A 21,964-nucleotide genomic window follows, 5' to 3' on the forward strand; every position below is an offset into this window, starting at 1 on the left:
GCGCGTGCCTCCGACCGCGGCGCGACCGACCGTTCCCCCGCTCAAAGACATGGCCGTGCGCCGCCGCCGCCTCACGGGTTCAGCACCTTGAGCGCCGCCTCGTGCAGCCGCGGGTCGCCCGCCGCGATCACGCGCCCGCCGCCCGCGGCGGGACCGCCGTCCCAGGCCGTGACACGCCCCCCGGCCCCCTCGACGATCGGGATGAGGGCGACGATGTCGTAGGGCTTCAGCCCGGCCTCGACGACGAGGTCGATCTGGCCGGCGGCCAGCATGCAGTAGGCGTAGCAATCGGCGCCGTAGCGGGACATCCGCACCTGCCCCTCCAGCGACCGGAAGCGCTCGGCCTCCGCGCCCGCCGCGAACAGGCGCGGATCCGTGGTGGCCAGGATCGCCTGGGCGAGGTCCGCGCAGCGCCGTGTCCGCAGCGTCCGCTCGCCCGACGGCGCACGCAGGCGCGCGCTGCGCCCGTCCCCGGTGAAGCGCTCCGCCAGATAGGGTTGGTGCATCATTCCGCGCACCGGGACGCCGTTGCGGCTCAGCCCGATCAGCGTGCCCCAGGTCGGCAGGCCTCCGATGAAGGCCCGGGTGCCGTCGATCGGGTCGAGGACCCAGACGCATTCGGCGTCGGTGCGCTCCGAGCCGAATTCCTCGCCGAGGATGCCGTGGCCCGGAAAGGTCTGGCCGATCATCGCCCGGAGCACGACCTCGGCGGCCCGGTCGGCCTCGGTGACCGGGTCGAAGGGGGCCCCGCCGCGGGCCTTGTCGTCGAGGCCGAACTGGGCGCGGAAGAACGGAAGGATCGCCTTGCCGGACGCGTCCGCGAGGTCGTCCATGAACCGTCCGAGTTCGACGACGCTCATCCGTTCCGTTCCCTGCTGTGCCCGAAGGCCGCCCGACCGACTGCCCGACCGACTGCCAGACCGACCGCCCGATCCCGACGAAACCGGGGTGCCCCCCCGCCCGTCAAGCCCCCCGGGCTCATGCGCCGGCCGAAGCCGGCAGACGCGGCGCCCCGCGCTCCGGGTCCGGGGCGCCGTCCGGCGCCGCGCCGGGTCCGGCTGCGACGGTGGCGTCCGCCTGCGCCAGGACCGCCTCGACGGCCTCGCGCAGCGACCCCACCTGCCCATCGGCCTCCGCGGCGCCCCCCGGTCCGCCGGCGAGGCGGCTCGCCCCGTCATCCTGGGCGAGCCACAGGCCGAGCAGGATCGGCACCCCGGGCAACCGACCCTTCAGCCGGCGGATCAGCCGGCGCAGATGGGTCGGCTCGCCGTCGAGGGCGAGGGAGACCACGCAGACCATGCGCGCCGTCCCCGGATCGAATCGCCCGATCCGCGCGGAAGCCGTCTCGGCGAAGGGGATCGTGCGGACGCCGAGGCCGCGCTTCTCCAGGATCTGTGCGAGGATCGCAGCCGCGGCCTCGTCCAGGAAGCCGCGGCCCGCGACGCACAGGACCGCGCCCGCGCGGGTCCAGTCCTCGGAGAGCGCCTCCGGGGTCGGACCCATCGGCAGCGCGCTGCAGGCGCCCTCCTCCCCGTCGCCGGACGCGGCCGCAACGGCGTCGCTCCGGTCGGAGAGGTCGGCGATCAGCTCGGCGAGGGCCGCGCGCATCGCCGCCTTCTGCTGGGCGGTCAGCACCCCCCGGGCCGCGTCCTGGGCGGCGAGTTCGAGGGCCTTGAGCACCACGTCGTCGTAATAGGACGAGAGCGAGCATTGCTGCAGGATCAGCTCGGCATGGCCCAGCACCTCCTCGGCATCGCCCGCCAGGACCCGCTGATAGAAATTCTGGACGGGGGTCAGGGCCGGCCGGTCGCCGAACAGCACGTCCAGGAATTCCAGACGCTCCACGTAGCGGCCGAGCACGACGAGGCAGACGGTGAGCGGCGTCGAGAGCAGCAGGCCGACCGGTCCCCACAGCCAGGTCCAGAACAGCGCCGAGACCAGGACCGCGAAGGGTGAGAGCCCGGTGGATTGCCCGTAGACGATCGGCTCGAAGACCTGGCCGGTGAGCGGCTCCAGCACGACGAACAGGATCGCCACGGCGATCATCATGTTCCAGCCGGGATCGACCGCGGCGGCGAGCGCCATCGGCAGGAGGGCCGACAGGACGGCCCCCAGATACGGCACGAAGCGCATCAGGGCCGCGAAGATCGCCCAGAGCACCGGATTCGGCACGCCGATCACGTAGAGGCCGATGCCGATCACGATCCCGAAGGCGGCGTTGAGAGCGAGCTGCACTACGAAGTAGCGGCTGAGCCGCTTGGCGGCGTCGTCGATCGCCACGGTGGTCCGGTGCAGGTCGCTCGATCCCGCCAGCCGGATCATGCGGTCGCGCAGATCCTCGCGCTGCATCAGCACGAACAGCAGCACCACGAAGACGATGCCGACCGTCGCCAGCGGATGCATCACCGGCGAGAGCACGGTGGACAGCATCTCGATCGGGCCCGGCGGGCTCGCGGCGACCTCGACCAGAACGGGTTTCGGCGCGGCCTGGGGCTGCTCGGGACCCGGCGGCGTCGGCGGCGGTGTCGGCGGCGCGGGCGGCTGGCCCTCCGGGTTGTTCACCTCCTTGGCGCCGCCATGAAGCGCCCGCCCGATATTGGCGACGTATTCCGTGGCGTGTCCGACGGGCGAGTCGCGCAGCCCGTTGATCTTGCGCTCGATGGTGGCCCGGTAGCGCGGGACGTCGCCCGCGAGATCCGCCGCCTGGATGCCGATCAGGGTCGCCAGGGCGGCCACGATGCCCAGGGTCAGACCGACGCTGACGCCGACCGCCACCAGCCGGGGCAGCCGCAGCCGCCGCAGGCGGTTCACCAGCGGGGTGAGCACGAACGACAGGAGCAACGCGATCGCGATGGGGATGAAGATCTCGCGACCGAAATACAGGGCCGCGATAATGGTCGCCCCGACCACCACGGGCGACGCCATGGCGGCCCGCGGCGTCTCGGCCGCGGCGACGCGGGTCGGCCGCGGCGGAAGCAGAGGCGCCCTGGACCGGGCTGCCGGTTCGACCCCGACCGGGGTTTTGGTACCCATACGCTGATCCGCATCCCGTACGCGACGTGCGGGCCTCCGCCGGGAGCAACGGAAGCCACGCGCACGGGGAACGGCACGGGGGCTGAAAATGATCCCGCGGGCTGCGCCGGCCGTCTACGCCCCCGACACGCCGGCCCGCGCCACGTCGCCCGCATCCTTCAGTTCGGGCAGCGACCGGCACAGCTGCATCACCCGCTTGGCCTGCGCCTCCGGGAGGATTCCGGCGGCGAGATCGGCGAACTTCGCGTCCAGCTGCGCATCGGACATCGGCTTCTCGATGCTGCCGATGGCATGCTCGATGTACCGGTGGACGGTCCGCCCGTCGTTCAGCGTCACGGTCATGTCGACCTGCGCGGGCTCGATGCCGGGGGTGATCACCGGGACCACCTTCTGGCGCAGCGCCACCACGCGCGGATCGTTCACCGCCCGGTCGCTGAACTGCTTCTCGCCGCCCGCGCCCTCCACGAAGGCCACCGCCGCCGCGTGGTAGATGCTGAACTTGCCCTCCAGGCCTGTCTTCGGCGCGGTCTTGCCGGTCAGCTCCAGCACCAGCGGATGGACCTTCAGGTCGACGCGCTTGATGTCGTCCGGCCGGACGTGGTCGGCGTCGCGGATCTGGATCGCCGCGTCGATCGTCGGGTGCATGACGATGCCGCAGGCGAAGGGCTTGTAGGTGTTCAGCTGCGCCTCGTAGCGGCTGCCGAGGCCGTCGGTGATCTCCGACCAGTCCTGCTTGGTGGAGATCGTGTTCGCCCAGCCGCGCTTCGCCTCGATCATCCCGTCCGACGAGGTGAAGCCCTTCGCCGCCAGGATCGCGGCGAACAGGCCGTTGGAGGCTGCCCGGCCCGGGTTGAAGCTCTTGTTCATCGAGCCGAACGATTCGCGCAGGCCCACGGGCTGCGAGGCGGCGAGCCCCAGCGCGTAGACCATCTGCTGCTCGGTGAGGCCCATCAGTTTCCCGGCGGCCGCCGCGGCGCCGAACGGCCCGCAGGTGCCGGTAATGTGCCAGCCCGCATCGTAATGGTTCGGGTAGACGGCATTGCCGATCCGGCACTCGGTCTCGATCCCGACCACGAGGGCGTCGAGGAAGGCCCTGCCGGTGACCGGCTTCATCTCCGCATAGGCCAGGATCGCCGAGGCGACCGGGCCGGCGGGGTGGATGATCGTCTTCAGGTGGGTGTCGTCGAAGTCGAAGATGTGGCTCGACACGCCGTTGAGGAAGGCGGCGTTCAGGATGTCGAACCGCTCGGTCCGGCCGAACAGCCCGGCCTGGGGCGGACCCGAGAAGGGCTGCAGCGCCGAGACCGCCACGTCCACGGTCTCATGGTGCGAGCCGCCGATCGCCACCCCCACCCAGTTGAGGACGCTGCGCACGCTCTCGCGGCGGACCGGATCGGGCAGCGTGTCGTAGGACGACCCCAGGATCCATTGGGCGAGGATCTTCGTGACGTGCGGCGGCGGCGTTTTGGCGGCGGGCTTTGCCGCCTCGGCGGCCTCTCCGGCCTGCAGCGCGGGCGTCGCGAGGGCGAGCCCCGCGGCCCCGATGAGCGAGCGGCGATTCATCGACATGGCGTTCTCCCAGGCAGGGCCGCTCCCGGCGGCTCCGGTTGGTCGACATGATAATGAATTCGATTGTGTCCGGTCAGCCGGGGCGTTTCATCGCGCCCGGTCTGACACCGCTCTCAGACGAGGACCGGCAGCGCCTCCTGCTCGCCCACGCCGAAGACCCGCCGGTAGCGGGCGACCTCGTCGGCCGGGCCCTGCGCCTTGGTGGGATTGTCGGAGAGTTTCACGGTGGGTCGGCCCTTCGCCTCCGTGACCTTGCAGACGATGGAGACCGGATCGAGCTTGCCGTCCGGCAGGAGGCCGCGGAAATCGTTGGTGAGCAGCGTGCCCCAGCCGTAGCCGATGCGCATGCGCCCGTGGAACCGGGCGTGGATGCGCTCGATCTCGTCGATGTCGAGCCCGTCGGAGAAGATCGCGAGCTTGTCCCGCGGATCGTGCCCGCGCGCCTGCCAGAACCGGATCACCTCCTCGCCGCCCTCGATCGGATCCTTCGAATCGATGCGGATGCCGGTCCAGTCGCTGACCCAGTCGGGAGCATTGGCCAGGAATCCGGTGGTCCCGTAGGTGTCGGGCAGGATCACCAGCAGGTTGCCGCCGTAATCCTCCTGCCAGTCGGCCAGCACCGCGTAGGGCGCGGCGGCGAGCGCCCCGTCGTCCTCGGCGAGGGCGGCGTAGACCATCGGCAACTCGTGGGCGTTGGTGCCCACCGGCTCGACCTCCTGCCGCGCGGCGATCAGGCAGTTCGAGGTGCCGAGGAACGCGCCGCCCAAGCCCTCGGCCATGGCCTGCACGCACCAGTCCTGCCAGAGGAAGCCGTGGCGGCGGCGCGTGCCGAAATCCGCCACCGACAGGTCCGGCAGCTTCTGAAGCCGCTCGATCTTCTCCCAGACCCGGGTCATGGCCCGGGCGTAGAGCACCTGAAGGTCGAGCTTGCCGAGGCCCCGCAGCACGGCGCGCGCCCGCAGCTCGTTGAGGATCGCGAGCGCCGGGACCTCCCACATCGTGGTCTCGATCCAGGGACCGTGGAAGGTCAGCTCGTACTGGCCGTCATGGACGGCGAGCTCGTAGTCGGGGAGCCGGAAGGTCTCGAACCACGCCACGAATTCCGGCCCGAGGATGCGCCCCTGGCCGCGGAACACGTTGCCGCGCAGCCAGGTGATCTCGCTCTTGCTCAGCCGCAACGTCCGGGCGTGATCGAGCTGTTCGCGCAGCAGGCCGGCATCGACCTCGTCGGCGATGCGGATGCGCCGCGTGCGGTTGGTGATGCCGAAGGTGGTCTCGATCGCGGGGTGCCGGCGCAGGATCGTCTGCGCCATCAGCAGCTTGTAGAAATCGGTGTCGAGCAGCGACCGCACGATCGGGTCGATGCGGAAACTGTGATCGTAGACCCGCTTCGCCAGATCGAGCATTCTTTTCGCACTCTGCCGCGCTTCGATGGCGCAGAGCGCATGCCGAGCCCGCGCCCGTCAAGAAGACGGGCGGCCTCCTCCCGGAAACCGCCCGTGCGAACGCCTGTCCTGAAGACCGATCCTCAGGCGAGGTCGACCTTCTTGGTCTCGGTCTTGGGGCTCTCGCCGGTGAGGGAGGCCTTCACGTAGCCGTAGAGGTGCAGCATCGTGCTGTTGGGGCTGTCCCAATACTCGCCCTTCTCCGGATGGACGCGGATCAGCGCCACCTCGGGATCATTCTTGCCGTTGGGGAACCACGTCTTCAGGCTCTCATTCCACTTGGCGTCGATGATCGCCTGATCGCGGACGATCTCGGCCTTGCCGGCCACCGAGACGTAGTTCTGGCTCGACGGGTCGGAATAGGCGAGGTTGATCTGGTTGTCGCGGCTGATCTCCGTCGTCTTGGGCGAGTGCAGCTTGGTGAAGAACCACAGGTCGCCGTTCTCGTCGGCATCGTTGTTCCACATCGGGCGGCTGTTGAGCGTGCCGTCGGAATCGACGGTGGTCATCATGGCGATCTTCACGTCCTTGATGAGCTCGAACAGCTTCTTCGCGCCTTCGTGGTCGCGGTGGTTGCCCTGATGCATGAAAATGGTCTCCTACGCGTCGTGTCGGTCCCGGCGGGCCTCTCCGAGAGGGGGGCCGCCGAAGGCTGCCCCGACAACGGATCAATCTCCCGTTGGTTCAGCTTGCCCGTGCGGTGACGGAGGTTCGGATGAAACGCGTTCGGATGATCGTCCGTGCGGCGGTGCCGCTGGTGCTGGTCACGCTCGGCCTCAGCCTGCGGCCGGCCGCGGCCGAGGTGCGCTTCGGCCCGGGCGTGCGCATCGGCGGGCATGACTTCTCGCACCGGCGCTATGGCAGCGTCCATATCGAGCGCGTGAAGCGCCTGCGTGGCCCCCTCGGCTGCCGCCGCCTGCGTCACGGCGTCTACCGGCGCGGCGACGGGACCGTGGTGCGCGGACCCATGGAAGACTGTAACCTCATCGCTCGACCGCGATGACCGAAGACGACCGCGGAGCGGCGTGAGGCCGATCCGGCCGGGACGGGCGTCGGGACGCAGGCGTTCGGGCCGGTCGTCGATTGAGGACGCGGGGTCTGGTGTTCTCGGCCCGCTCGGTTACATGCACGGGCATACTTGTTTGCCCGCTGGAGGACATCTTGGCGATTACCCGCGACGACGTGCTGAAGGCGCTCGCCAGCGTCACCGTCGATGCCGCCGGCACCACCCTGCCGGGCTCCGGCCGGCTCTCCCAGGTCGTGGTCGATCCGAACAACCGGGTGATGTTCTCGATCCTGGTCGATCCCAGCGAGGCCGAGCGGTTCGAGCCGGTGCGGCGGCAGGCGGAAGGGCGCGTCCTGCAGATGCCGGGCGTCTCGGGCGTGTTCGCGAGCCTCACCTCCGAGCGGAGCCAGAGCCATCCGGCGCAGAGCAGCGCCGCCCCGCGTCCCGTGACGCCGCCGCCGGTCGCACCGCCGCGGCCCGGCGCGCCGCCGAACCAGGGTCCGCAGATCGCGGGCGTGCGCCACATCGTGGCGGTGGCCTCCGGCAAGGGCGGCGTCGGCAAGTCCACCACCGCCTGCAACCTCGCCCTGGCGCTCCAGGCCCAGGGGCTGAAGGTCGGCCTCCTCGACGCCGACATCTACGGCCCGTCGGTGCCCAAGCTGTTCGGCCTCTCGGGCAAGCCCACCGTCGTGGACAACAAGGCCATGGAGCCGATGGTCGGCTACGGGCTCAAGGTCATGTCGATCGGCTTCCTGATCGAGCCCGAGACGGCCATGATCTGGCGCGGCCCGATGGTCCAGTCGGCCATCACCCAGATGCTGCGGGACGTGCTCTGGGGCGAGCTCGACGTGCTCCTCGTCGACATGCCACCCGGTACCGGTGACGCGCAGCTCACCATGGCGCAGGCGACGCCGCTCTCGGGCGCCGTGATCGTCTCCACACCCCAGGACCTCGCTCTGATCGATGCCCGGCGCGGCGTCACCATGTTCAAGAAGGTCGCGGTGCCGATCCTCGGCGTGATCGAGAACATGGCGACCTTCGTCTGCCCGAATTGCGGCCACGCCTCGCACATCTTCGGACATGGCGGCGCGCGCATCGAGGCGCAGCGTCTCGGCGTGCCGTTCCTCGGCGAGGTGCCCCTCGACATGACCATCCGGGAGACCTCGGATTCCGGTCGGCCCGTGGTGGCAACCGACCCGGACGGGCCGCACGCGAAGGTCTATCGGGAGATCGCCGCCCAGCTCTGGGCGAACCTGTCCGGTGCGCCGGCCGGGCGGACGGCGCCGAAGATCGTCTTCGAGTGAGACCGTGCCCGCCCCTCCGGTCCTGGGCCTGATCCTGGCCGGCGGGCAGGCGCGGCGGATGGGCGGGGGCGACAAGCCGCTGCTGCGCCTCGACGGGCGGACCCTGCTGGAGCGGGTGGTCGAACGGCTCGGGCCGCAATGCGGGGCGGGGCTCGCCCTCAGCGCCAACGGCGACCCGGCCCGGTTTTCCGGGTTTCCCGGGCCGGTCCTGCCGGATCCGCTGCCGGATCAGCCGGGCCCGCTCGCCGGCATCCTCGCCGGGCTGGAACACGCCGCAGGACATGGGATGGCGCGGGTGGTGAGCGTGTCGGGCGACGCGCCCTTCCTGCCGGAGGATCTGGTGGCGCGGCTATGCGCGGCCGGCCCTGAATCGGGCATTGCCCTGGCTGCCTCGGGCGCGCGGCGGCACTTCACGATCGCCCTCTGGCCGACGATTCTGCGCGACGACCTGCGGGACTATCTGGGGCGCGGCGAGCGCCGCGTCGGCGCCTTCATCGACCGCCATGGCGCAGCGGTGGCGTCCTGGCCGGTCGAGCCGGTGGACCCGTTCCTCAACATCAACACGCCAGAGGATCTGGCCGCGGCGGAAGCGCTCGGACTCAGGTCAGGATCTGAAGGCCATGTTTCTGGACGATCGTCAGGAGCTTGAGCGCCATGCCGCTGGGCTTCTTGGCGGCCGTCTCCCACTTCTCGACCGTGCTCTCGCTCGTGTTGAGATAGCGGGCGAAGACCGGCTGACTCACGTTGAGGCTTTCGCGAAGCCGCTTGATCTGAGCTGGCTCGATCGCGGGCGGCGCGGTGAGGCATGCTTCGTCGAACCAGCGCATCGTCGCCATGTCGGTCACACCAGCCTCATGGAGGGCTGCGGCGGTCGCATGAATCGACTCGAAGGCGTCACCTTTAAATGTCCGCTTCCCCACCATCGCAGATCTCCGTGATGTGCCCGGTCGAGACGAGGCGGGCGATATCCACCTCCGAAGTCTTCTCAAGTGCCTTGGCTAGCTGACGGAAGGCTCTCAGCTCATCGTCATCGATATTGGCACGATCTTTCTTGGCGAAGATGTACTGAGACAGCCAATAGGAGCCGACCTTGGTCAGGATGATGCTCCGGTGTCGGTTCCGGTTCAGGCGCTTCTTGAAGACACCGCCGCCCAGGTCGTCGGCTTGGCCCTTCGCGACGTCTCTGATTGCCGCGCACAATTCCCGGTCGGCAATGCCGGCCTTTCGTGCCGCCTTGGCAAACCAGGCCGGCTTGAAGGTGCGCATTCCGGTATCGGACTCGGACACCGCGCGAGGCTGGCATCCGGGTCTTGCGCGGGGCTCACCCGCGCGCCTTGCGGGGCGCGCGGGTGAGGGACGATCAGGCGGCGCCGACGGTCGCCTTCACGATCTTGTCCGGCGAGCGCGGCGGCTCGCCCTTGTTGATCGTGTCGACGACGTCCATGCCTTCCACGACCTTGCCCCACACCGTGTACTGCTTGTCGAGGAAGCGGGCGTCGTCGAAGCAGATGAAGAACTGCGAGTTCGCCGAGTGCGGGAAGTTGGTCCGCGCCATGGAGCAGGTGCCGCGCACGTGCGGCTCGGCGTTGAACTCGGCCTTCAGGTCCGGCAGGTCCGAACCGCCCGAGCCGGTGCCCGTCGGGTCGCCCGTCTGGGCCATGAACCCGTCGATCACCCGGTGGAACGGCACGCCGTCGTAGAAGCCCTGGGCGGCGAGCGTCTTGATCCGCTCGACATGGCCCGGGGCGAGGTCGGGACGCAGCGCGATGACGACGCGGCCCTTGGTGGTCTCCAGTACGATGGTCTCGTTGTCGGCCATAGTCTTTCCTTCCGGTTGGGGGAACTGTATCGGCGCGCGCCGGATCCGGCCAGCGCCCGTAACGGGTGCGCCGGCCCTCAGGCCGGCGGGCGGTAGACGAAGCGGAGCGCCACCGGCCGGCCCGCGATGGCCCGGCCCAGGCCCGCCGTGATGTGGACCGGGGTGCAGCGCGCCAGGGCGTCGAGGGTGCCGCGCACCAGAGCGGTCCGCTGATCGCCCGCGGTGCCCGCCGCGTATGTGACGCGCGGCGGGCCGATCAGGCTCCCGTCGCGCCGCAGCGCGAGCCGCACGGTGATCTCGATATCGCCGGCCCCGTCGCCCGGGCGGGCGAGGCCGCCCGGCGCCTGCCAGCAGGCGGCGAGCGCCGGATAGAGCTCGGCCAGGGTGTCGGCGGGCCGCGTCGCCATCCGCGACACCGGCACCGCGATCGTCGCGCGCAGGGTCTGGGGCAGGCTCAGCGGATAGCCGCCCCCCGGCTCGTCGGCGTAGCCGTAGAAGGGGGCGCCGTCATAGGCCGCGGCGGCCGCCGGGATCAAGCTCAGCAGGAGGAGCGAGGCGGCGCGCCGACCCGGCATGCGGCCGCTACTTGGCCTTCTCGGCGAGGGTCATGCTGACGATCTTGTCGGGGTCCTGCACGGCGCCGCCGGGCGCGCCGGGGGCGGCCTTCTTGATCTTGTCGAGCACGTCGAGCCCGTCCGTGACGTTGCCGACGATCGTGTACTGGCCGTTCAGGAACGGCGCGTCGCCGAGGCAGATGAAGAACTGCGAGTTCGCCGAGTTCGGATCCTGCGAGCGGGCCATGCCCACGGTGCCGCGGCGGAACTGGGCCGATTGCGTGAATTCCGCCGGGATGTTCGGCAGGCTGGAGCCGCCGGTGCCGTTGCCCTTCGGATCGCCGGTCTGGGCCATGAAGCCGTCGATCACCCGGTGGAACTTGAGGCCGTTGTAGAAGCCCTGCGAGACCAGCGTCTTGATCTGCTTGACGTGCTTGGGCGCCAGGTCCGGCCGCAGCTCGATGGTGATCCGCCCGTCCTTGGTCTGGAGGTAGACGGTGTTGGCGTCGGCAGCCCAGGCCGCCGGGGCCGTGCCGAGCGTGAGGGCGAGCGCGAGGAGGGCGTGGCGTCGGTTCATCGAAGTCCTTCCAGTCTCAGGAATGGGCGGCGAAGCGCTGCCGGAGGCGCGCGGCCACGGCGGCGGGCACGAAGGGCGAGACGTCGCCCCCCATGCCGGCGATCTGGCGCACCAGCGTCGCGGTGATCGGGCGCACCTGGATCGAGGCCGGCAGGAACACGGTCTGCACCTCCGGCGCCATGGCGCCATTCATGCCGGCGAGCTGCATCTCGTAGTCGAGGTCGGTGCCGTCGCGCAGGCCGCGGATGAACAGCGCGGCACCGCAGCGCCGGGCGGCCGAGACGGCGAGATCGTTGAAGGTCACGATCTCCAGCGTCGCGCCCTCCTCCTGCGCCACCGGCCCGCAGGTCTCGGTCAGGAGCGCCGCCCGCTCCTCGGCGGAGAACAGCGGCGCCTTGCCGGGATGCACGCCGATGGCGATCACGAGGCGGTCCACCAGCCGGCAGGCTTGGCGGACCACGTCGAGATGGCCGTTCGTGACCGGGTCGAACGAGCCGGCATAGAGGGCAGTGCGGGTCATCGCGACCCGACCTAGAGCATTTTTGCGCGGGACGGAACCTCGGGGCGGGACGGCCGGAGCCTCATGCCTCCTCGGGACCGCCCTCGATGCTGCCCTCGATGCCGGGCTCCTGCCCGGCTTCGCCGTTGGTTTCGTCCTCGCCCTCGATGTGCTCCACCGAGACGACCTTCTCGTCCTTGGCGGTGTTGAACACCGTCACGCCCTGCGAGGCGCGGCCGACGATGCGGATGTCGTCCACCGGCACGCGGATCAGCTGGCCGCCATCGGTGACCAGCATGATCTGGTCCGAGGCCTCCACGGGGAAGGACGCCACGAGGCTGCCGTTGCGGGCGTTGACCCGCATCGCCGTGATGCCCTTTCCGCCGCGTCCCGAGGTCCGGTACTCGAACGACGAGGAGCGCTTGCCGTAGCCCCGCTCCGACAGGGTGAGCACGTATTGCTCGGCCGCCCCCATCTCGTTGTAGCGGTCCAGCGAGATCGCCGCGGCCTCGGCGCCGTCCTCGGCCTCCGCGTCGCCGTTCTCCTCCGCCTCGCCGGTCACGGCGCGACGCATCTTCAGGTAGCCGGCCCGCTCCTCCGCGGTGGCGTCGAAGGCGTTCAGGATCGTCATCGAGATGACCCGGTCGTCCTTGGCGAGCTGGATGCCGCGCACGCCGGTCGAATCGCGGCCCTTGAAGACGCGCACGTCCTCAACGGGGAAGCGGATGCACTGGCCGAGCGCCGTGGTCAGCAGCACGTTCTGGTCCGGACGGCAGATCTCGACATGGACGATGTGGTCGCCTGGATCGAGCTTCATGGCGATCTTGCCGTTGCGGTTCACCGTGGTGAAGTCCGACAGCTTGTTGCGCCGGACGTTTCCGCTCGCGGTCGCGAACATCACGTCCAGCGTCTCCCAGGACGCCTCGTCCTCGGGCAGCGGCATGATCGTCGTGATGCGCTCGGAGGTGTCCTGCAGCTGCAGGATGTTCACCAGCGCCTTGCCGCGGGCGTTCGGGGCGGCCATCGGCAGGCGCCAGACCTTCTCCTTGTAGGCCTGGCCCTGGCTGGAGAAGAACAGCACCGGCGTGTGGGTGTTGGCCACGAACAGGCGGGTGACGAAATCCTCGTCGCGGGTCGCCATGCCGGAGCGGCCCTTGCCGCCGCGGCGCTGGGCCCGGTAGGTCGAGAGCGGCACGCGCTTCACGTAGCCGGCATGCGACACGGTCACCACCATGTCCTCGCGGGCGATCAGGTCCTCGTCCTCGACGCTGCCGTCGAAGTCGACGATCTCGGTCCGGCGCGGGGTGGCGAACTGCTCGCGGACCTCGATCAGCTCCTGCTTCACGATGGTCTGGATGCGCACCCGCGAGCGCAGGATGTCGAGATAGTCGGCGATCTCGTCGGCGAGCGTCTTCAGCTCGTCGCCCACCTCGTCGCGGCCCAGAGCCGTGAGGCGCTGCAGGCGCAGGTCGAGGATGGCGCGGGCCTGGGTCTCGGACAGGCGGTAGGTGCCGTCCTCGGCGACCCGGTGGCGCGGATCGTCCACCAGGGCGATCAGCGGCGCGATGTCGTGGGCCGGCCAGTCGCGGCCCATCAGGGACTCGCGGGCCGTGTTCGGGTCCGGCGAGGTCCGGATCAGGCGGATCACCTCGTCGATGTTGGCCACCGCGATGGCGAGGCCGCACAAGACGTGCGCCCGCTCGCGGGCCTTGCCGAGGAGGAACTTGGTCCGGCGGGAGACGACCTCCTCGCGGAAATCCACGAAGGCCTCGAGCAGGTCCTTCAGGTTCATCAGCTCGGGGCGGCCGCCATTCAGCGCCACCATGTTGCAGCCGAAGGAGGATTGCAGCGGCGTGAACCGGTAGAGCTGGTTCAGCACCACGTCGGCCATGGCGTCGCGCTTGATCTCGACGACGATGCGCATGCCCGTCCGGTCGGATTCGTCGCGCAGGTCCGAGATGCCCTCGACGCGCTTTTCCTTCACCAGCTCGGCGATCTTCTCGACGAGGGTCGCCTTGTTCACCTGATAAGGGATCTCGGTGAAGATCAGCGCCTCGCGCTCCTTGCGCAGCTCCTCGACATGCGACTTGGCGCGCATGATCACCGAGCCGCGCCCCGTCGCGTAGGCCTGGCGCGTGCCGGCGCGGCCGAGGATCATGCCGCCGGTGGGGAAGTCCGGGCCGGGCACGATCTCGGTGAGCTGCTCGATGGTCAGGCCCGGATCGTCGATCAGGGCCACGCAGGCGTCGATCAGCTCGCCGAGATTGTGCGGCGGGATGTTGGTGGCCATGCCGACCGCGATGCCGCCGGCGCCGTTGACGAGGAGATTCGGGAAGCGGGCCGGGAGGACGGTCGGCTCCTCGCGCGACTCGTCGTAGTTCGGTCCGAAATCGACGGTGTTCTTGTCGATGTCGGTGAGCAGCGCGGTGGCGGGCTTGGCCAGCCGCGATTCGGTGTAGCGCATGGCGGCCGGCGGATCGCCGTCCACCGAGCCGAAATTGCCCTGCCCGTCGATGAGCATGAGGCGCATGGAGAAGTCCTGCGCCATCCGCACGAGGGCGTCGTAGATCGATTGGTCGCCGTGCGGGTGGTAGAGACCGATCACGTCGCCGACGATGCGCGCCGACTTGACGTATTTCCGCTCGGGCAGGTGCCCGGATTCGAAGGCGGAGTAGAGGATGCGCCGGTGGACCGGCTTGAGACCGTCCCGGGCGTCGGGAAGCGCCCGGCTCACGATCACGCTCATCGCGTAATCGAGGTAGGAGCGGCGCATCTCGTCGGTGATGGAGACGGGGCGGATGTCGCTGGCGGGCGGGGCGGCGCCAGTCGGATCGTTCTCGGCCAAGTCGATTTCCGTTCTGAGGCCCGGACGGGCGGTGCTCGCGGCGGCCAGGCGGCGCGCGATGCGCCGCAACGGCCTTACGGAAGAGCAGTGATATCAGACGGTTAAATAAGGTTTTCCGAGGCCGCCCGCAAGGTCGCCCGCGAGGCCGCGTCCCGGCCGGATCGGGCCGGGACGCGGGGGGCTTCGCTCAGTAGAACGTCACGTGCCGGGGACCGAAACGGCGGCCGTGCCAGACGTGGTGGCGGTGCCAGTGACGGCGGAAATGGTGGTGCCGGTGCCAATGGTGACGGCGGTGCCAATGGTGGCGGCGATGATGCCAGTGGCGGCGCCAATGATGGTGCCGGTGCCAGTGGCGCCGGTAGTGCCAGCGGGCCTGCTGCACGGCGGGGGCGGGCGCTGCGGCCTCGGCGCTCGCCGGGACCGGCAGGGGCGCCGCGCGCGCAGGCGCACTCGCCAGCCCGCCGAGCAGGGCGGCGAGGAGGACCAGGATTGGCCAGGGTCGCATCGTTTCTCTCCCGTGTGAGCACCCGTCCGAGTCCAGCGGATCCGGGCCGGCACGAGGCTCGCGCCGTCGCCGGAAACGGCCAAGGTCGGCAAACGGTTCGATCCGTTCTGACTGCGCAGATGCGCCGCCCTTGCGTGCGGCGGCAAAGCGCCCAGTTTCCGGACAGGCGCATCCGGGCCGTCCCCCGCCCGGTCCTTCGACGAGCCGCGTAAGACTCCCATGGCGTTCGCGTTCCCCGACTCCGTCCGCGCCCTCCTGCCGCGCCGCTTCAGGGATCGCCGTCCGCGGGTCGCCGTGGTCCGGCTCTCCGGCACCATCGGGGCGGTGTCTCCGATCCGTCCGGGCCTCTCGATCGGCGGCGTGGCGGGCAGCCTCGAGCGGGCCTTCGGGATGCCGGGGGTCAAGGCGGTGGCGCTGCTGATCAACTCGCCGGGCGGTTCACCGGCGCAGTCGCACCTGATCCACCGCCGCATCCGGGCCCTCGCCGAGGAGAAGCGTCTGCCGGTGATCGCCTTCGTGGAGGATGTCGCGGCCTCCGGCGGCTACATGATCGCCTGCGCGGCCGACGAGATCGTCGCCGATCCGACCTCGATCGTCGGCTCCATCGGCGTCGTCTCGTCGGGGTTCGGCTTCCATGGCCTGCTGGAGAAGCTCGGTGTCGAGCGTCGCGTTCATACGCAGGGCGAGGCGAAGTCGATGCTCGACCCGTTCCGCCCGGAGGATCCCGCCGACGTGGAGCGCCTGAAGCGCATCCAGGCCGACGTGCAGGACCTGTTCACCGGCCTCGTCACCGCCCGGCGCCCGACCCTGGCCCGCACCGAGAACCTGTTCACCGGCGCGGTCTGGACCGGGCGGCAGGCGCTGCCCCTCGGTCTCGTCGATGCGCTCGGCGACCTGCGCACCGCGATGCGCGCCCGCTTCGGCGAGACGGTCGACCTGCGCCTCGTGGCCGAGGCCCGGGGCGGCCTCGTCTCCCGCCTGCTGCGCCGGGGCGGCGCGCCGGGCGGGATCGAACTCGCCGAGGGGGCGATGGCCGCCGTCGCGGAGCGCGCAGCCTTCGCCCGTTACGGGCTCTGAGACGGGGCCGGAGGGCTTCGCGCTTCGGTGCCCTTCGGAGATCCGCTACCGCCCGGCACGCCGGGCGGAGACGCGGGCGAGCGCCGCGAGATCCTTCTCGCCGTCGCCGTGGCTGATCGCCTCGATGAGGCCGTCGCGCAGCACGCTCGCGAAGGGCATCGGCACCCCCGCGCCCTCGGCGGCCTGGAGGGCGAGCCGCATGTCCTTGGCCCCGAGCTTGAGGAGGAAGCCCGGCGGCTCGTAGCGGTTCTGCGCGATCGAGGCGCCGTAGCCCTTGTAGACCGGCGCGGCGAACAGCGTGTTGGTCATCAGGTCGAGGAAGTCGGCGCCCGGGACGCCGTGGCCCTCCGTGAGGGCACAGGCCTCCGCCATGGCCTCGATCGCCGAGATCAGCATGAAGTTGCCGGCGAGCTTGACGGCGTTCGCCCGCGCCGGGTCGTCGCCGAAACGCCAGGTCCTGGCACCCATGGCGTCGAGGAGCGGGCCCGCGCGGTCGATCAGGGCCGCCGCCCCCGCCGTCACGATGTTGAGCTTGCCGGCCTCCGCCACGTCCGGCCGCCCGAAGACCGGCGCCGCGATGTAGGGGACGCCCGCCCGCTCGTGCACGGCGGCGAGCTGCCGGGCGAGCGCCACCGAGATCGTGCTCATGCCGATGTGCAGGCCCGGGCGCTCCGGCCGGTCGAGCAGGCCGCCGGCCATGATCACGGCTTCGAGCGCCGCGTCGTCGGCCAGCATGGTGATGACCGCGTCGCCGGCGAAGGCCTCGGCGGCGCTCGCCACCGGGGTGACGCCGTCGATGCCGCGCGCGGCCTCGGGCGAGCGGTTCCAGGCGCGGACCGTGTGACCCGCCCGCGCGAGGTTGGCGGCCATGGCGCGACCCATCCGCCCCAGTCCGATGAATCCAACGTCCATGCCTTGCTCCTCGACGCGCTCTGCCGCCTGCCAACCTGGGTGCCCCCGCGCGGCGGTCAACGGCGCCCGGCCGGATTTGCGCCGATCGCCGGCCGTGGCAAGCTCGACCCATGCTGCAGAATCGCATCACCGACATCCCCGGCCTGCGGGTCGGTCACGCCACCGATCTGCGGCTTGCGAGCGGCGTCACGGCGATCCTGTTCGACGATCCGGTGGTCGCTTCCGTCGACGTGCGCGGCGGCGGGCCGGGCACCCGCGAGACCGACCTGCTCGATCCCGAACGTACCGTGGAACGGATCGACGCCCTCGTCCTGTCCGGGGGCTCAGCCTTCGGTCTCGACGCGGCGGCCGGGGTGACGGCGTGGCTCGCCGAGGCCGGGCGCGGCTTCCCGGTCGGCGGCATGCGGGTGCCGATCGTTCCCGGCGCGATCCTGTTCGATCTCCCCAACGGCGGCGACAAGGCCTGGGGGCGCTACCCGCCCTACCGCGAGCTGGGCTTCGCGGCCGCCGCGGCTGCGGCCGCGGACTTCGCCCTCGGCTCCGTCGGGGCCGGGACCGGCGCGCGCACGGGTCGGCTCAAGGGCGGGATCGGATCCGCCTCGGCGCGGGTACCGGGCACGGACTTCCGGGTCGGGGCCCTCGCCGCCGTTAACGCCTTCGGCAACGCGACCGTCGGCGACGGCCCGCATTTCTGGGCCGCGCCCTTCGAGGATGGTGACGAGTTCGGCGGCCTGGGCGCGCCGGCCCATGTTCCCGCCGAAGCCCACGCCTTCCCGATGCGCGCGCTGCCCGGCGCCGCCACGACGCTCGCCGTGGTGGCGACCGACGCGGCGCTGACCAAGGCGCAGTGCCGGCGCCTCGCGGTGGCGGCGCAGGACGGCCTCGCCCGCGCCCTCGTGCCGGCCCATACGCCGCTCGATGGCGATCTGGTCTTCGCCGTGGCGACCGGCGCCGTGCCCCTCGCCGACCCGGTGGTGGACCTCGCTCGCCTCGGAGATGTCGCCGCGCGGGTCCTGGCCCGGACCGTGGCGCGCGGGGTGTTCGCCGCGACGAGCCTGCCGGGGCTCGCGCCGTCGCCGCCCCTGGCGGGTGCGGGGCTTCCGCCGGCCTGGCGCGACCTCTACGGCGCCTGATCCGCCACGCCCGCTCCGGAACGAAGCGGCAGGACCGGGGTTACAGGGCGCGGCCGAAGGCCGTGTCGTGGCTCGGATCGCGCCGGGCCGCGACCTGTGCCAAACGGGAGGATTCCTCATGAAAATGACCGGCCTGATCATCGCCGCGTCCGTCGCACTGTTCGCCGGCGGCGCCCAGGCGATGCCCGTGGCGCCGCTGTCCGGCGGCGACGCCTCGGTCACCCTCGTGCGCGGCGGGTGCGGGTTCGGCGCGCATCGCGGGCCGTATGGCGGCTGCCGCCTGAACCGCGGTCCGCGTGGTGCGATGCGCCGCGCCATGACCGGCGCGCCCCGCGGTTGCCCGCCCGGCCTCTACCGCGGCCCGCGGGGCTTCTGCCACCGCTGAGCGATGGCGTCGGTGCCGCCCGCCGGGGCGGTGCCGACGCACGACGGCGTCGGGTCCGACTGGAGTGCGCCCGGGGCGAGCGGAACGGAACCGCACGCTGGCGAGACGCCGGGAGGCTCGGACCCGCGTGGCGGCTCGGACGCGGCCCCGAGCCCCGGGCTTCTGCGGGACCGGTGTCTTGCGGCCCGCGTGCCATGTCCGCGGCGGTGCCGGTCCCCGCGCTCAAGCCGGTCGTTTCGGTCTCGAGGCGGCGCGTCTGCGTGGAGGCCGGCTCGGGCGTCTTCTGCGGATCGGTGGCCCGCCTTCGGAGGAGCCGAGCGTGACCGACGGTCCCACCGACCTTAGCGAGCGCCGCTTGCCATTGCGGGCGGCGGCGATGACGATGGTCGTTCCGGGCGCCCGATCAGGTAACCCTGGACGGCATCACAGCCCAGTTGCCTGAGAAGCGCCAGCTGATCCGCATCCTCGACCCCTTCGGCAAGGGTGAGGATGTTCATGTCGCGGCCCATCTGGGTGATCGCCTTGATCACCGCCATCGAGTGGTTGTCCGTCAGCGCGGCCGCTACGAAGCTGCGATCGATCTTGATCCGGTCCAGAGGCAGATCGCGCAGGTGTGCGAGGGACGAGTAGCCGGTCCCGAAATCATCCATCGCGATCTTGAGACCGAGCTGGCGCAGGGCGGAGAGGGTGTGGGCGATCTGACGCCCGTCCTCGACCAGCGCCGTCTCCGTCAACTCGATCTCCAATCGGTGCGGCGGCAACCCGCTCTCGGCCAGAGCTGCGGTGATGTGGGCGAGAAGCATCGGCGAGCGGAACTGGACGGCCGACACGTTCACGGCGACATGCTGATGCGGCTGCCAGCGGGTGGCTTGGCGGCACGCCTCGCCCAGCACCCAGGTCCCGATCGGCACAATCAGCCCCGTCTCCTCCGCCACCGGGATGAAGCTTGCCGGCGCGACGAGACCCCGCGTCGGATGCTGCCACCGGATCAGCGCCTCGAAGCCGACGACAGCGTCATCGGCGAGCGCCATGATGGGCTGGTAGGCGAGATGAAACTGCCCCTCCGTCAAGGCGATCCGGATGTCGTTCTCCAGGGTGTGGCGCTCGGCGACGGCCTCCATCATGCCCGACGCGTAATGCGCCGCGCGTCCTCGTCCGTGACGCTTCGCCTCGTACAGAGCGATGTCGGCGCGCTGCAGCAGCTCTTCCGGACTCGACCGATCCGCGTTGTCGCTCAAGCCGATGCTGCAACCGACCATGACGGTGAGGTCGTTGAAGGCGTACGGCTTCTCGACGTCCACGATGATGTCTTCGGCCAGGCGGCTCGCTGCATCGGCATCCGCCTGTGTGACCACGGCCATCTCGTCGCCGCCCAGGCGCGCCACGAACCCTGACGCGCCCGCTAGGGCGCGCAGGCGCGTGGCAACGGTGACGAGCAGGCGATCGCCGACGCCGTGACCGAACGTGTCGTTGACCGCCTTGAACCGATCGAGATCGATCAGCAGGAGCGTGAAGGCCTGTCCGGTCTCATGAACGAGCGCCATGTGTTCGATGAGCGAGCGGCGATTTGCCAGACCCGTGAGGGGATCACGGTAGGCGAGGTGCAGGATCTCTCGCTGCGCCTGCTTCTCCCGCGAAACATCGTCGAAGGTCAGCACCGCGCCATCGTCGATGGGCTGGCAGGCGATGGACAGGATCCGGCCGTCGTCGAACGTATGCTCGACGAGCGTCTCCTCGCTCCGGGCCATCCAGGTCCGATGATTCGCCAGCACCCGCGCGATGCGGGTTTCGTCCCAGGCATTGGCGCGGCCGGTCACATCCAGAAACGTCGATAAGCTCATGCCTCGGGCCATGCTTCCCGGCGGCAGGTTGAGCATCGTGCACAGTTTCTCGTTGTACAACTCGACGACTTCGGCGCCGGAAACCTTCAGGATCCCGTTCGACATGTTCTGCAATGTCGTCGCCAGGATTCGCGCGTGCGTGGCCTCCTGCCCCTCGAAGCGCTTGGCAACCAGCAGGGCGAGCAATGTGCCGAGCAGGAGGATGGCGGCGCCCGCCGCGGCGAGGGCAGCGAGTTGGACCTGCATGATCGGCAGGAGCTGATCGGACCGCGCTCCGACCAGGGTGGTGCCGGCGATGGAGATGAAGTGCGTGCCGCAGACCGCGGACACGATGAGAAACAGGGTGATAAGCGGTGGACGGGCATGTCGCGCCACGGTCCGAGCCAACGCCATACAGATGCCGCCGATGAGGCTCGCCAGGATGTCGAGGTCGGGCGATTGCGTTTGGCTGCAGCCCCTCAACGCGGCCATGCCGATGAGGTGCATGCCGCCGATCCCCAAGCCCGCCGCCGCGCCGGCTGCTGCGCGCGTCCATGTCCGCGCGCATTGCGTCGACAGGGCCAGCGGCCCGCCGACCGCGACAATGGCCACGGCCGCGGAGCCCAGGGTCGTCGCTGCCTCGTAATTCAGAAGGAGGTCGGTCCGGTACCCGAGCATCGCGACGAAGTGGGTGGTCCAAACGCCGGTCCCGGCAACCACGGCCGTTCCGAGTTGCCAGCGCCTCCTGATACGCGCCGAAGCGCTCTCCGCTTGCCGGATGAAGTGGACGAGCAGCCACGCACTGAAAAAGCAGATGATCATCGCCGCCAGGGCGAAACCGGCCGCCTGACTGTCCAGAAGGGCTGCGACGAAGAGATCCATAGGATCATCATGCACCACAAAGATGTGCGCAAACTAAATCATCATCGTGAAAAATTCTCTGGGCGTGCCCCCATAGACGGCCGGGTGTAACAACCAAAAATTGAAGGTGTCGGGCAAGCTCGGATGTCTTGCCGAACGGCGTCAAAATCTGCCGGTTTCGACCGCCGGAGCTCCGAGTCTCCACGACGTCGAAGCTCCGGGCGCGAACGCGGCCGATTCGCTGTTCCGGAATACTGAGGACTACAGCCAGCCGCCCATACCGTCGGTAATAGGCCGGAAGAATGTTTTCGCGCTTCGCGATGTCTCGAGTTGTTCTCGAAGAAATGATCGGTCTCAATTTTCGTGAGAAGGCCTATCGCGCCGCCTGTGACATAGCGAATGCCGCGCCGGATCCGGCAGGTTTGGCCGGACCATGGAGTCTCGCGACGGCCTGGCTCTTTTGCCTGTCGCTATCTAACGCATTTCTTGGCCGAACTTATAGTATTCAAGCCTCGTTGTTGTATTGAATGTCAAGCATTCGTCGTATGGATGTGATCGCCGCGCATGCGGCTGGAACGGCGTCGTTGATACGCGGGCCGGATCCTTGCCGGGACGCCGGT

The 21,964-nt window shown here is 70.1% G+C and carries 21 protein-coding genes; 6 read left to right on the plus strand and 15 right to left on the minus strand.

What is annotated here, in order from left to right; all coding sequences use genetic code 11:
• Window positions 1-71: 71 nt before the first annotated feature.
• From hisN to ABIC70_RS25405, 5 genes are all read right to left on the minus strand, one after another.
• On the minus strand, window positions 72-860 hold the full coding sequence (gene hisN, locus ABIC70_RS25385; protein ID WP_043384389.1) for a histidinol-phosphatase: 789 nt from the start codon (window positions 858-860) through the stop codon (window positions 72-74).
• A gap of 118 nt (window positions 861-978) precedes the next feature.
• Entirely contained in the window at window positions 979-3,033 is a 2,055-nt protein-coding gene (locus tag ABIC70_RS25390) for an AI-2E family transporter (RefSeq protein WP_354441779.1), read from the minus strand.
• A gap of 114 nt (window positions 3,034-3,147) precedes the next feature.
• Entirely contained in the window at window positions 3,148-4,602 is a 1,455-nt protein-coding gene (locus tag ABIC70_RS25395) for an MmgE/PrpD family protein (protein ID WP_354441781.1), read from the minus strand.
• Between the two features lie 113 nt (window positions 4,603-4,715).
• Window positions 4,716-6,008, minus strand: a complete 1,293-nt coding sequence (gene pncB, locus ABIC70_RS25400; protein ID WP_043352305.1) for a nicotinate phosphoribosyltransferase — start codon at window positions 6,006-6,008, stop codon at window positions 4,716-4,718.
• A 122-nt stretch (window positions 6,009-6,130) separates the two neighbouring features.
• Window positions 6,131-6,634: a pyridoxamine 5'-phosphate oxidase family protein gene (locus tag ABIC70_RS25405; protein ID WP_043352302.1), complete on the minus strand. Its 504-nt coding sequence runs from the start codon at window positions 6,632-6,634 to the stop codon at window positions 6,131-6,133.
• Window positions 6,635-6,777: 143 nt separating this feature from the next.
• Here ABIC70_RS25405 and ABIC70_RS25410 point away from each other — a divergent pair, with 143 nt between their 5' ends.
• The 3 genes from ABIC70_RS25410 (at window position 6,778) to mobA (ending at window position 9,006) form a co-directional block, all read left to right on the plus strand.
• Window positions 6,778-7,050, plus strand: coding sequence for a hypothetical protein (locus tag ABIC70_RS25410; RefSeq protein ID WP_043352300.1), 273 nt, complete (start codon window positions 6,778-6,780; stop codon window positions 7,048-7,050).
• A 158-nt stretch (window positions 7,051-7,208) separates the two neighbouring features.
• Complete coding sequence (gene apbC, locus ABIC70_RS25415; protein ID WP_043352298.1) at window positions 7,209-8,357, plus strand: iron-sulfur cluster carrier protein ApbC; 1,149 nt, start codon at window positions 7,209-7,211, stop codon at window positions 8,355-8,357.
• 4 nt (window positions 8,358-8,361) lie between these two features.
• On the plus strand, window positions 8,362-9,006 hold the full coding sequence (mobA, locus tag ABIC70_RS25420) for a molybdenum cofactor guanylyltransferase MobA (RefSeq protein ID WP_354441784.1): 645 nt from the start codon (window positions 8,362-8,364) through the stop codon (window positions 9,004-9,006).
• On the opposite strand, the gene ABIC70_RS25425 is transcribed toward mobA, so the two are convergent.
• From ABIC70_RS25425 to ABIC70_RS25460, 8 genes are all read right to left on the minus strand, one after another.
• A complete protein-coding gene (locus ABIC70_RS25425; protein ID WP_043384402.1) occupies window positions 8,957-9,280 on the minus strand; it encodes a helix-turn-helix domain-containing protein in 324 nt (107 codons plus the stop codon). The two genes, mobA and ABIC70_RS25425, sit on opposite strands and share 50 nt — an antisense overlap.
• Window positions 9,258-9,623: a type II toxin-antitoxin system RelE/ParE family toxin gene (locus tag ABIC70_RS25430; RefSeq protein WP_354441786.1), complete on the minus strand. Its 366-nt coding sequence runs from the start codon at window positions 9,621-9,623 to the stop codon at window positions 9,258-9,260. Before ABIC70_RS25430 ends, ABIC70_RS25425 begins: the two co-directional genes overlap by 23 nt.
• 94 nt (window positions 9,624-9,717) lie before the next feature.
• Window positions 9,718-10,176: a peptidylprolyl isomerase gene (locus ABIC70_RS25435; RefSeq protein ID WP_043352288.1), complete on the minus strand. Its 459-nt coding sequence runs from the start codon at window positions 10,174-10,176 to the stop codon at window positions 9,718-9,720.
• A 77-nt stretch (window positions 10,177-10,253) separates the two neighbouring features.
• Window positions 10,254-10,751, minus strand: a complete 498-nt coding sequence (locus ABIC70_RS25440) for a UCP034077 family protein (protein ID WP_354441788.1) — start codon at window positions 10,749-10,751, stop codon at window positions 10,254-10,256.
• Between the two features lie 7 nt (window positions 10,752-10,758).
• On the minus strand, window positions 10,759-11,307 hold the full coding sequence (locus tag ABIC70_RS25445) for a peptidylprolyl isomerase (RefSeq protein ID WP_043352284.1): 549 nt from the start codon (window positions 11,305-11,307) through the stop codon (window positions 10,759-10,761).
• A 16-nt stretch (window positions 11,308-11,323) separates the two neighbouring features.
• On the minus strand, window positions 11,324-11,827 hold the full coding sequence (gene coaD, locus ABIC70_RS25450) for a pantetheine-phosphate adenylyltransferase (protein WP_043352282.1): 504 nt from the start codon (window positions 11,825-11,827) through the stop codon (window positions 11,324-11,326).
• A 61-nt stretch (window positions 11,828-11,888) separates the two neighbouring features.
• The gene (gene gyrA, locus ABIC70_RS25455) at window positions 11,889-14,651 is read right to left on the minus strand and encodes a DNA gyrase subunit A (RefSeq protein ID WP_354441791.1); all 2,763 of its coding nucleotides are present in this window, start codon (window positions 14,649-14,651) and stop codon (window positions 11,889-11,891) included.
• A gap of 187 nt (window positions 14,652-14,838) precedes the next feature.
• The gene (locus ABIC70_RS25460) at window positions 14,839-15,156 is read right to left on the minus strand and encodes a hypothetical protein (protein ID WP_078947154.1); all 318 of its coding nucleotides are present in this window, start codon (window positions 15,154-15,156) and stop codon (window positions 14,839-14,841) included.
• Between the two features lie 219 nt (window positions 15,157-15,375).
• On the opposite strand from ABIC70_RS25460, the gene ABIC70_RS25465 reads away from it, so the two are divergent.
• The gene (locus ABIC70_RS25465; RefSeq protein WP_043757384.1) at window positions 15,376-16,233 is read left to right on the plus strand and encodes a S49 family peptidase; all 858 of its coding nucleotides are present in this window, start codon (window positions 15,376-15,378) and stop codon (window positions 16,231-16,233) included.
• 45 nt (window positions 16,234-16,278) lie between these two features.
• Here ABIC70_RS25465 and ABIC70_RS25470 read toward each other — a convergent pair whose 3' ends face one another.
• The gene (locus ABIC70_RS25470; protein WP_342462542.1) at window positions 16,279-17,205 is read right to left on the minus strand and encodes an NAD(P)-dependent oxidoreductase; all 927 of its coding nucleotides are present in this window, start codon (window positions 17,203-17,205) and stop codon (window positions 16,279-16,281) included.
• Between the two features lie 50 nt (window positions 17,206-17,255).
• Here ABIC70_RS25470 and ABIC70_RS25475 point away from each other — a divergent pair, with 50 nt between their 5' ends.
• Window positions 17,256-18,278, plus strand: a complete 1,023-nt coding sequence (locus ABIC70_RS25475; protein WP_075380220.1) for a P1 family peptidase — start codon at window positions 17,256-17,258, stop codon at window positions 18,276-18,278.
• 118 nt (window positions 18,279-18,396) lie between these two features.
• Window positions 18,397-18,663 carry a GCG_CRPN prefix-to-repeats domain-containing protein gene (locus ABIC70_RS25480; protein WP_051044832.1) on the plus strand — a complete coding sequence of 89 codons (267 nt, stop codon included), beginning with the start codon at window positions 18,397-18,399 and terminating at the stop codon, window positions 18,661-18,663.
• 341 nt (window positions 18,664-19,004) lie between these two features.
• Here ABIC70_RS25480 and ABIC70_RS25485 read toward each other — a convergent pair whose 3' ends face one another.
• A complete protein-coding gene (locus tag ABIC70_RS25485) occupies window positions 19,005-21,365 on the minus strand; it encodes a bifunctional diguanylate cyclase/phosphodiesterase (RefSeq protein WP_354441795.1) in 2,361 nt (786 codons plus the stop codon).
• Window positions 21,366-21,964 lie beyond the last annotated feature (599 nt).

Source organism: Methylobacterium sp. 1973, from assembly GCF_040545035.1.
Classification (GTDB): Bacteria; Pseudomonadota; Alphaproteobacteria; order Rhizobiales; family Beijerinckiaceae; genus Methylobacterium; species Methylobacterium fujisawaense.

Coding starts and splice junctions, on each gene's coding strand:
- ABIC70_RS25440 (WP_354441788.1), bottom strand. CDS start 10,751: ATGCCGGGTCGGCGCGCCGCCTCGCTCCTCCTGCTGAGCTTGATCCCG.
- ABIC70_RS25410 (WP_043352300.1), top strand. CDS start 6,778: ATGATCGTCCGTGCGGCGGTGCCGCTGGTGCTGGTCACGCTCGGCCTC.
- ABIC70_RS25475 (WP_075380220.1), top strand. CDS start 17,256: ATGCTGCAGAATCGCATCACCGACATCCCCGGCCTGCGGGTCGGTCAC.
- ABIC70_RS25480 (WP_051044832.1), top strand. CDS start 18,397: ATGAAAATGACCGGCCTGATCATCGCCGCGTCCGTCGCACTGTTCGCC.
- ABIC70_RS25395 (WP_354441781.1), bottom strand. CDS start 4,602: ATGTCGATGAATCGCCGCTCGCTCATCGGGGCCGCGGGGCTCGCCCTC.
- ABIC70_RS25425 (WP_043384402.1), bottom strand. CDS start 9,280: ATGGTGGGGAAGCGGACATTTAAAGGTGACGCCTTCGAGTCGATTCAT.
- coaD (WP_043352282.1), bottom strand. CDS start 11,827: ATGACCCGCACTGCCCTCTATGCCGGCTCGTTCGACCCGGTCACGAAC.
- pncB (WP_043352305.1), bottom strand. CDS start 6,008: ATGCTCGATCTGGCGAAGCGGGTCTACGATCACAGTTTCCGCATCGAC.
- ABIC70_RS25405 (WP_043352302.1), bottom strand. CDS start 6,634: ATGCATCAGGGCAACCACCGCGACCACGAAGGCGCGAAGAAGCTGTTC.
- ABIC70_RS25435 (WP_043352288.1), bottom strand. CDS start 10,176: ATGGCCGACAACGAGACCATCGTACTGGAGACCACCAAGGGCCGCGTC.
- ABIC70_RS25485 (WP_354441795.1), bottom strand. CDS start 21,365: ATGGATCTCTTCGTCGCAGCCCTTCTGGACAGTCAGGCGGCCGGTTTC.
- ABIC70_RS25430 (WP_354441786.1), bottom strand. CDS start 9,623: ATGCGCACCTTCAAGCCGGCCTGGTTTGCCAAGGCGGCACGAAAGGCC.
- ABIC70_RS25460 (WP_078947154.1), bottom strand. CDS start 15,156: ATGCGACCCTGGCCAATCCTGGTCCTCCTCGCCGCCCTGCTCGGCGGG.
- hisN (WP_043384389.1), bottom strand. CDS start 860: ATGAGCGTCGTCGAACTCGGACGGTTCATGGACGACCTCGCGGACGCG.
- ABIC70_RS25465 (WP_043757384.1), top strand. CDS start 15,376: ATGGCGTTCGCGTTCCCCGACTCCGTCCGCGCCCTCCTGCCGCGCCGC.
- ABIC70_RS25445 (WP_043352284.1), bottom strand. CDS start 11,307: ATGAACCGACGCCACGCCCTCCTCGCGCTCGCCCTCACGCTCGGCACG.
- ABIC70_RS25390 (WP_354441779.1), bottom strand. CDS start 3,033: ATGGGTACCAAAACCCCGGTCGGGGTCGAACCGGCAGCCCGGTCCAGG.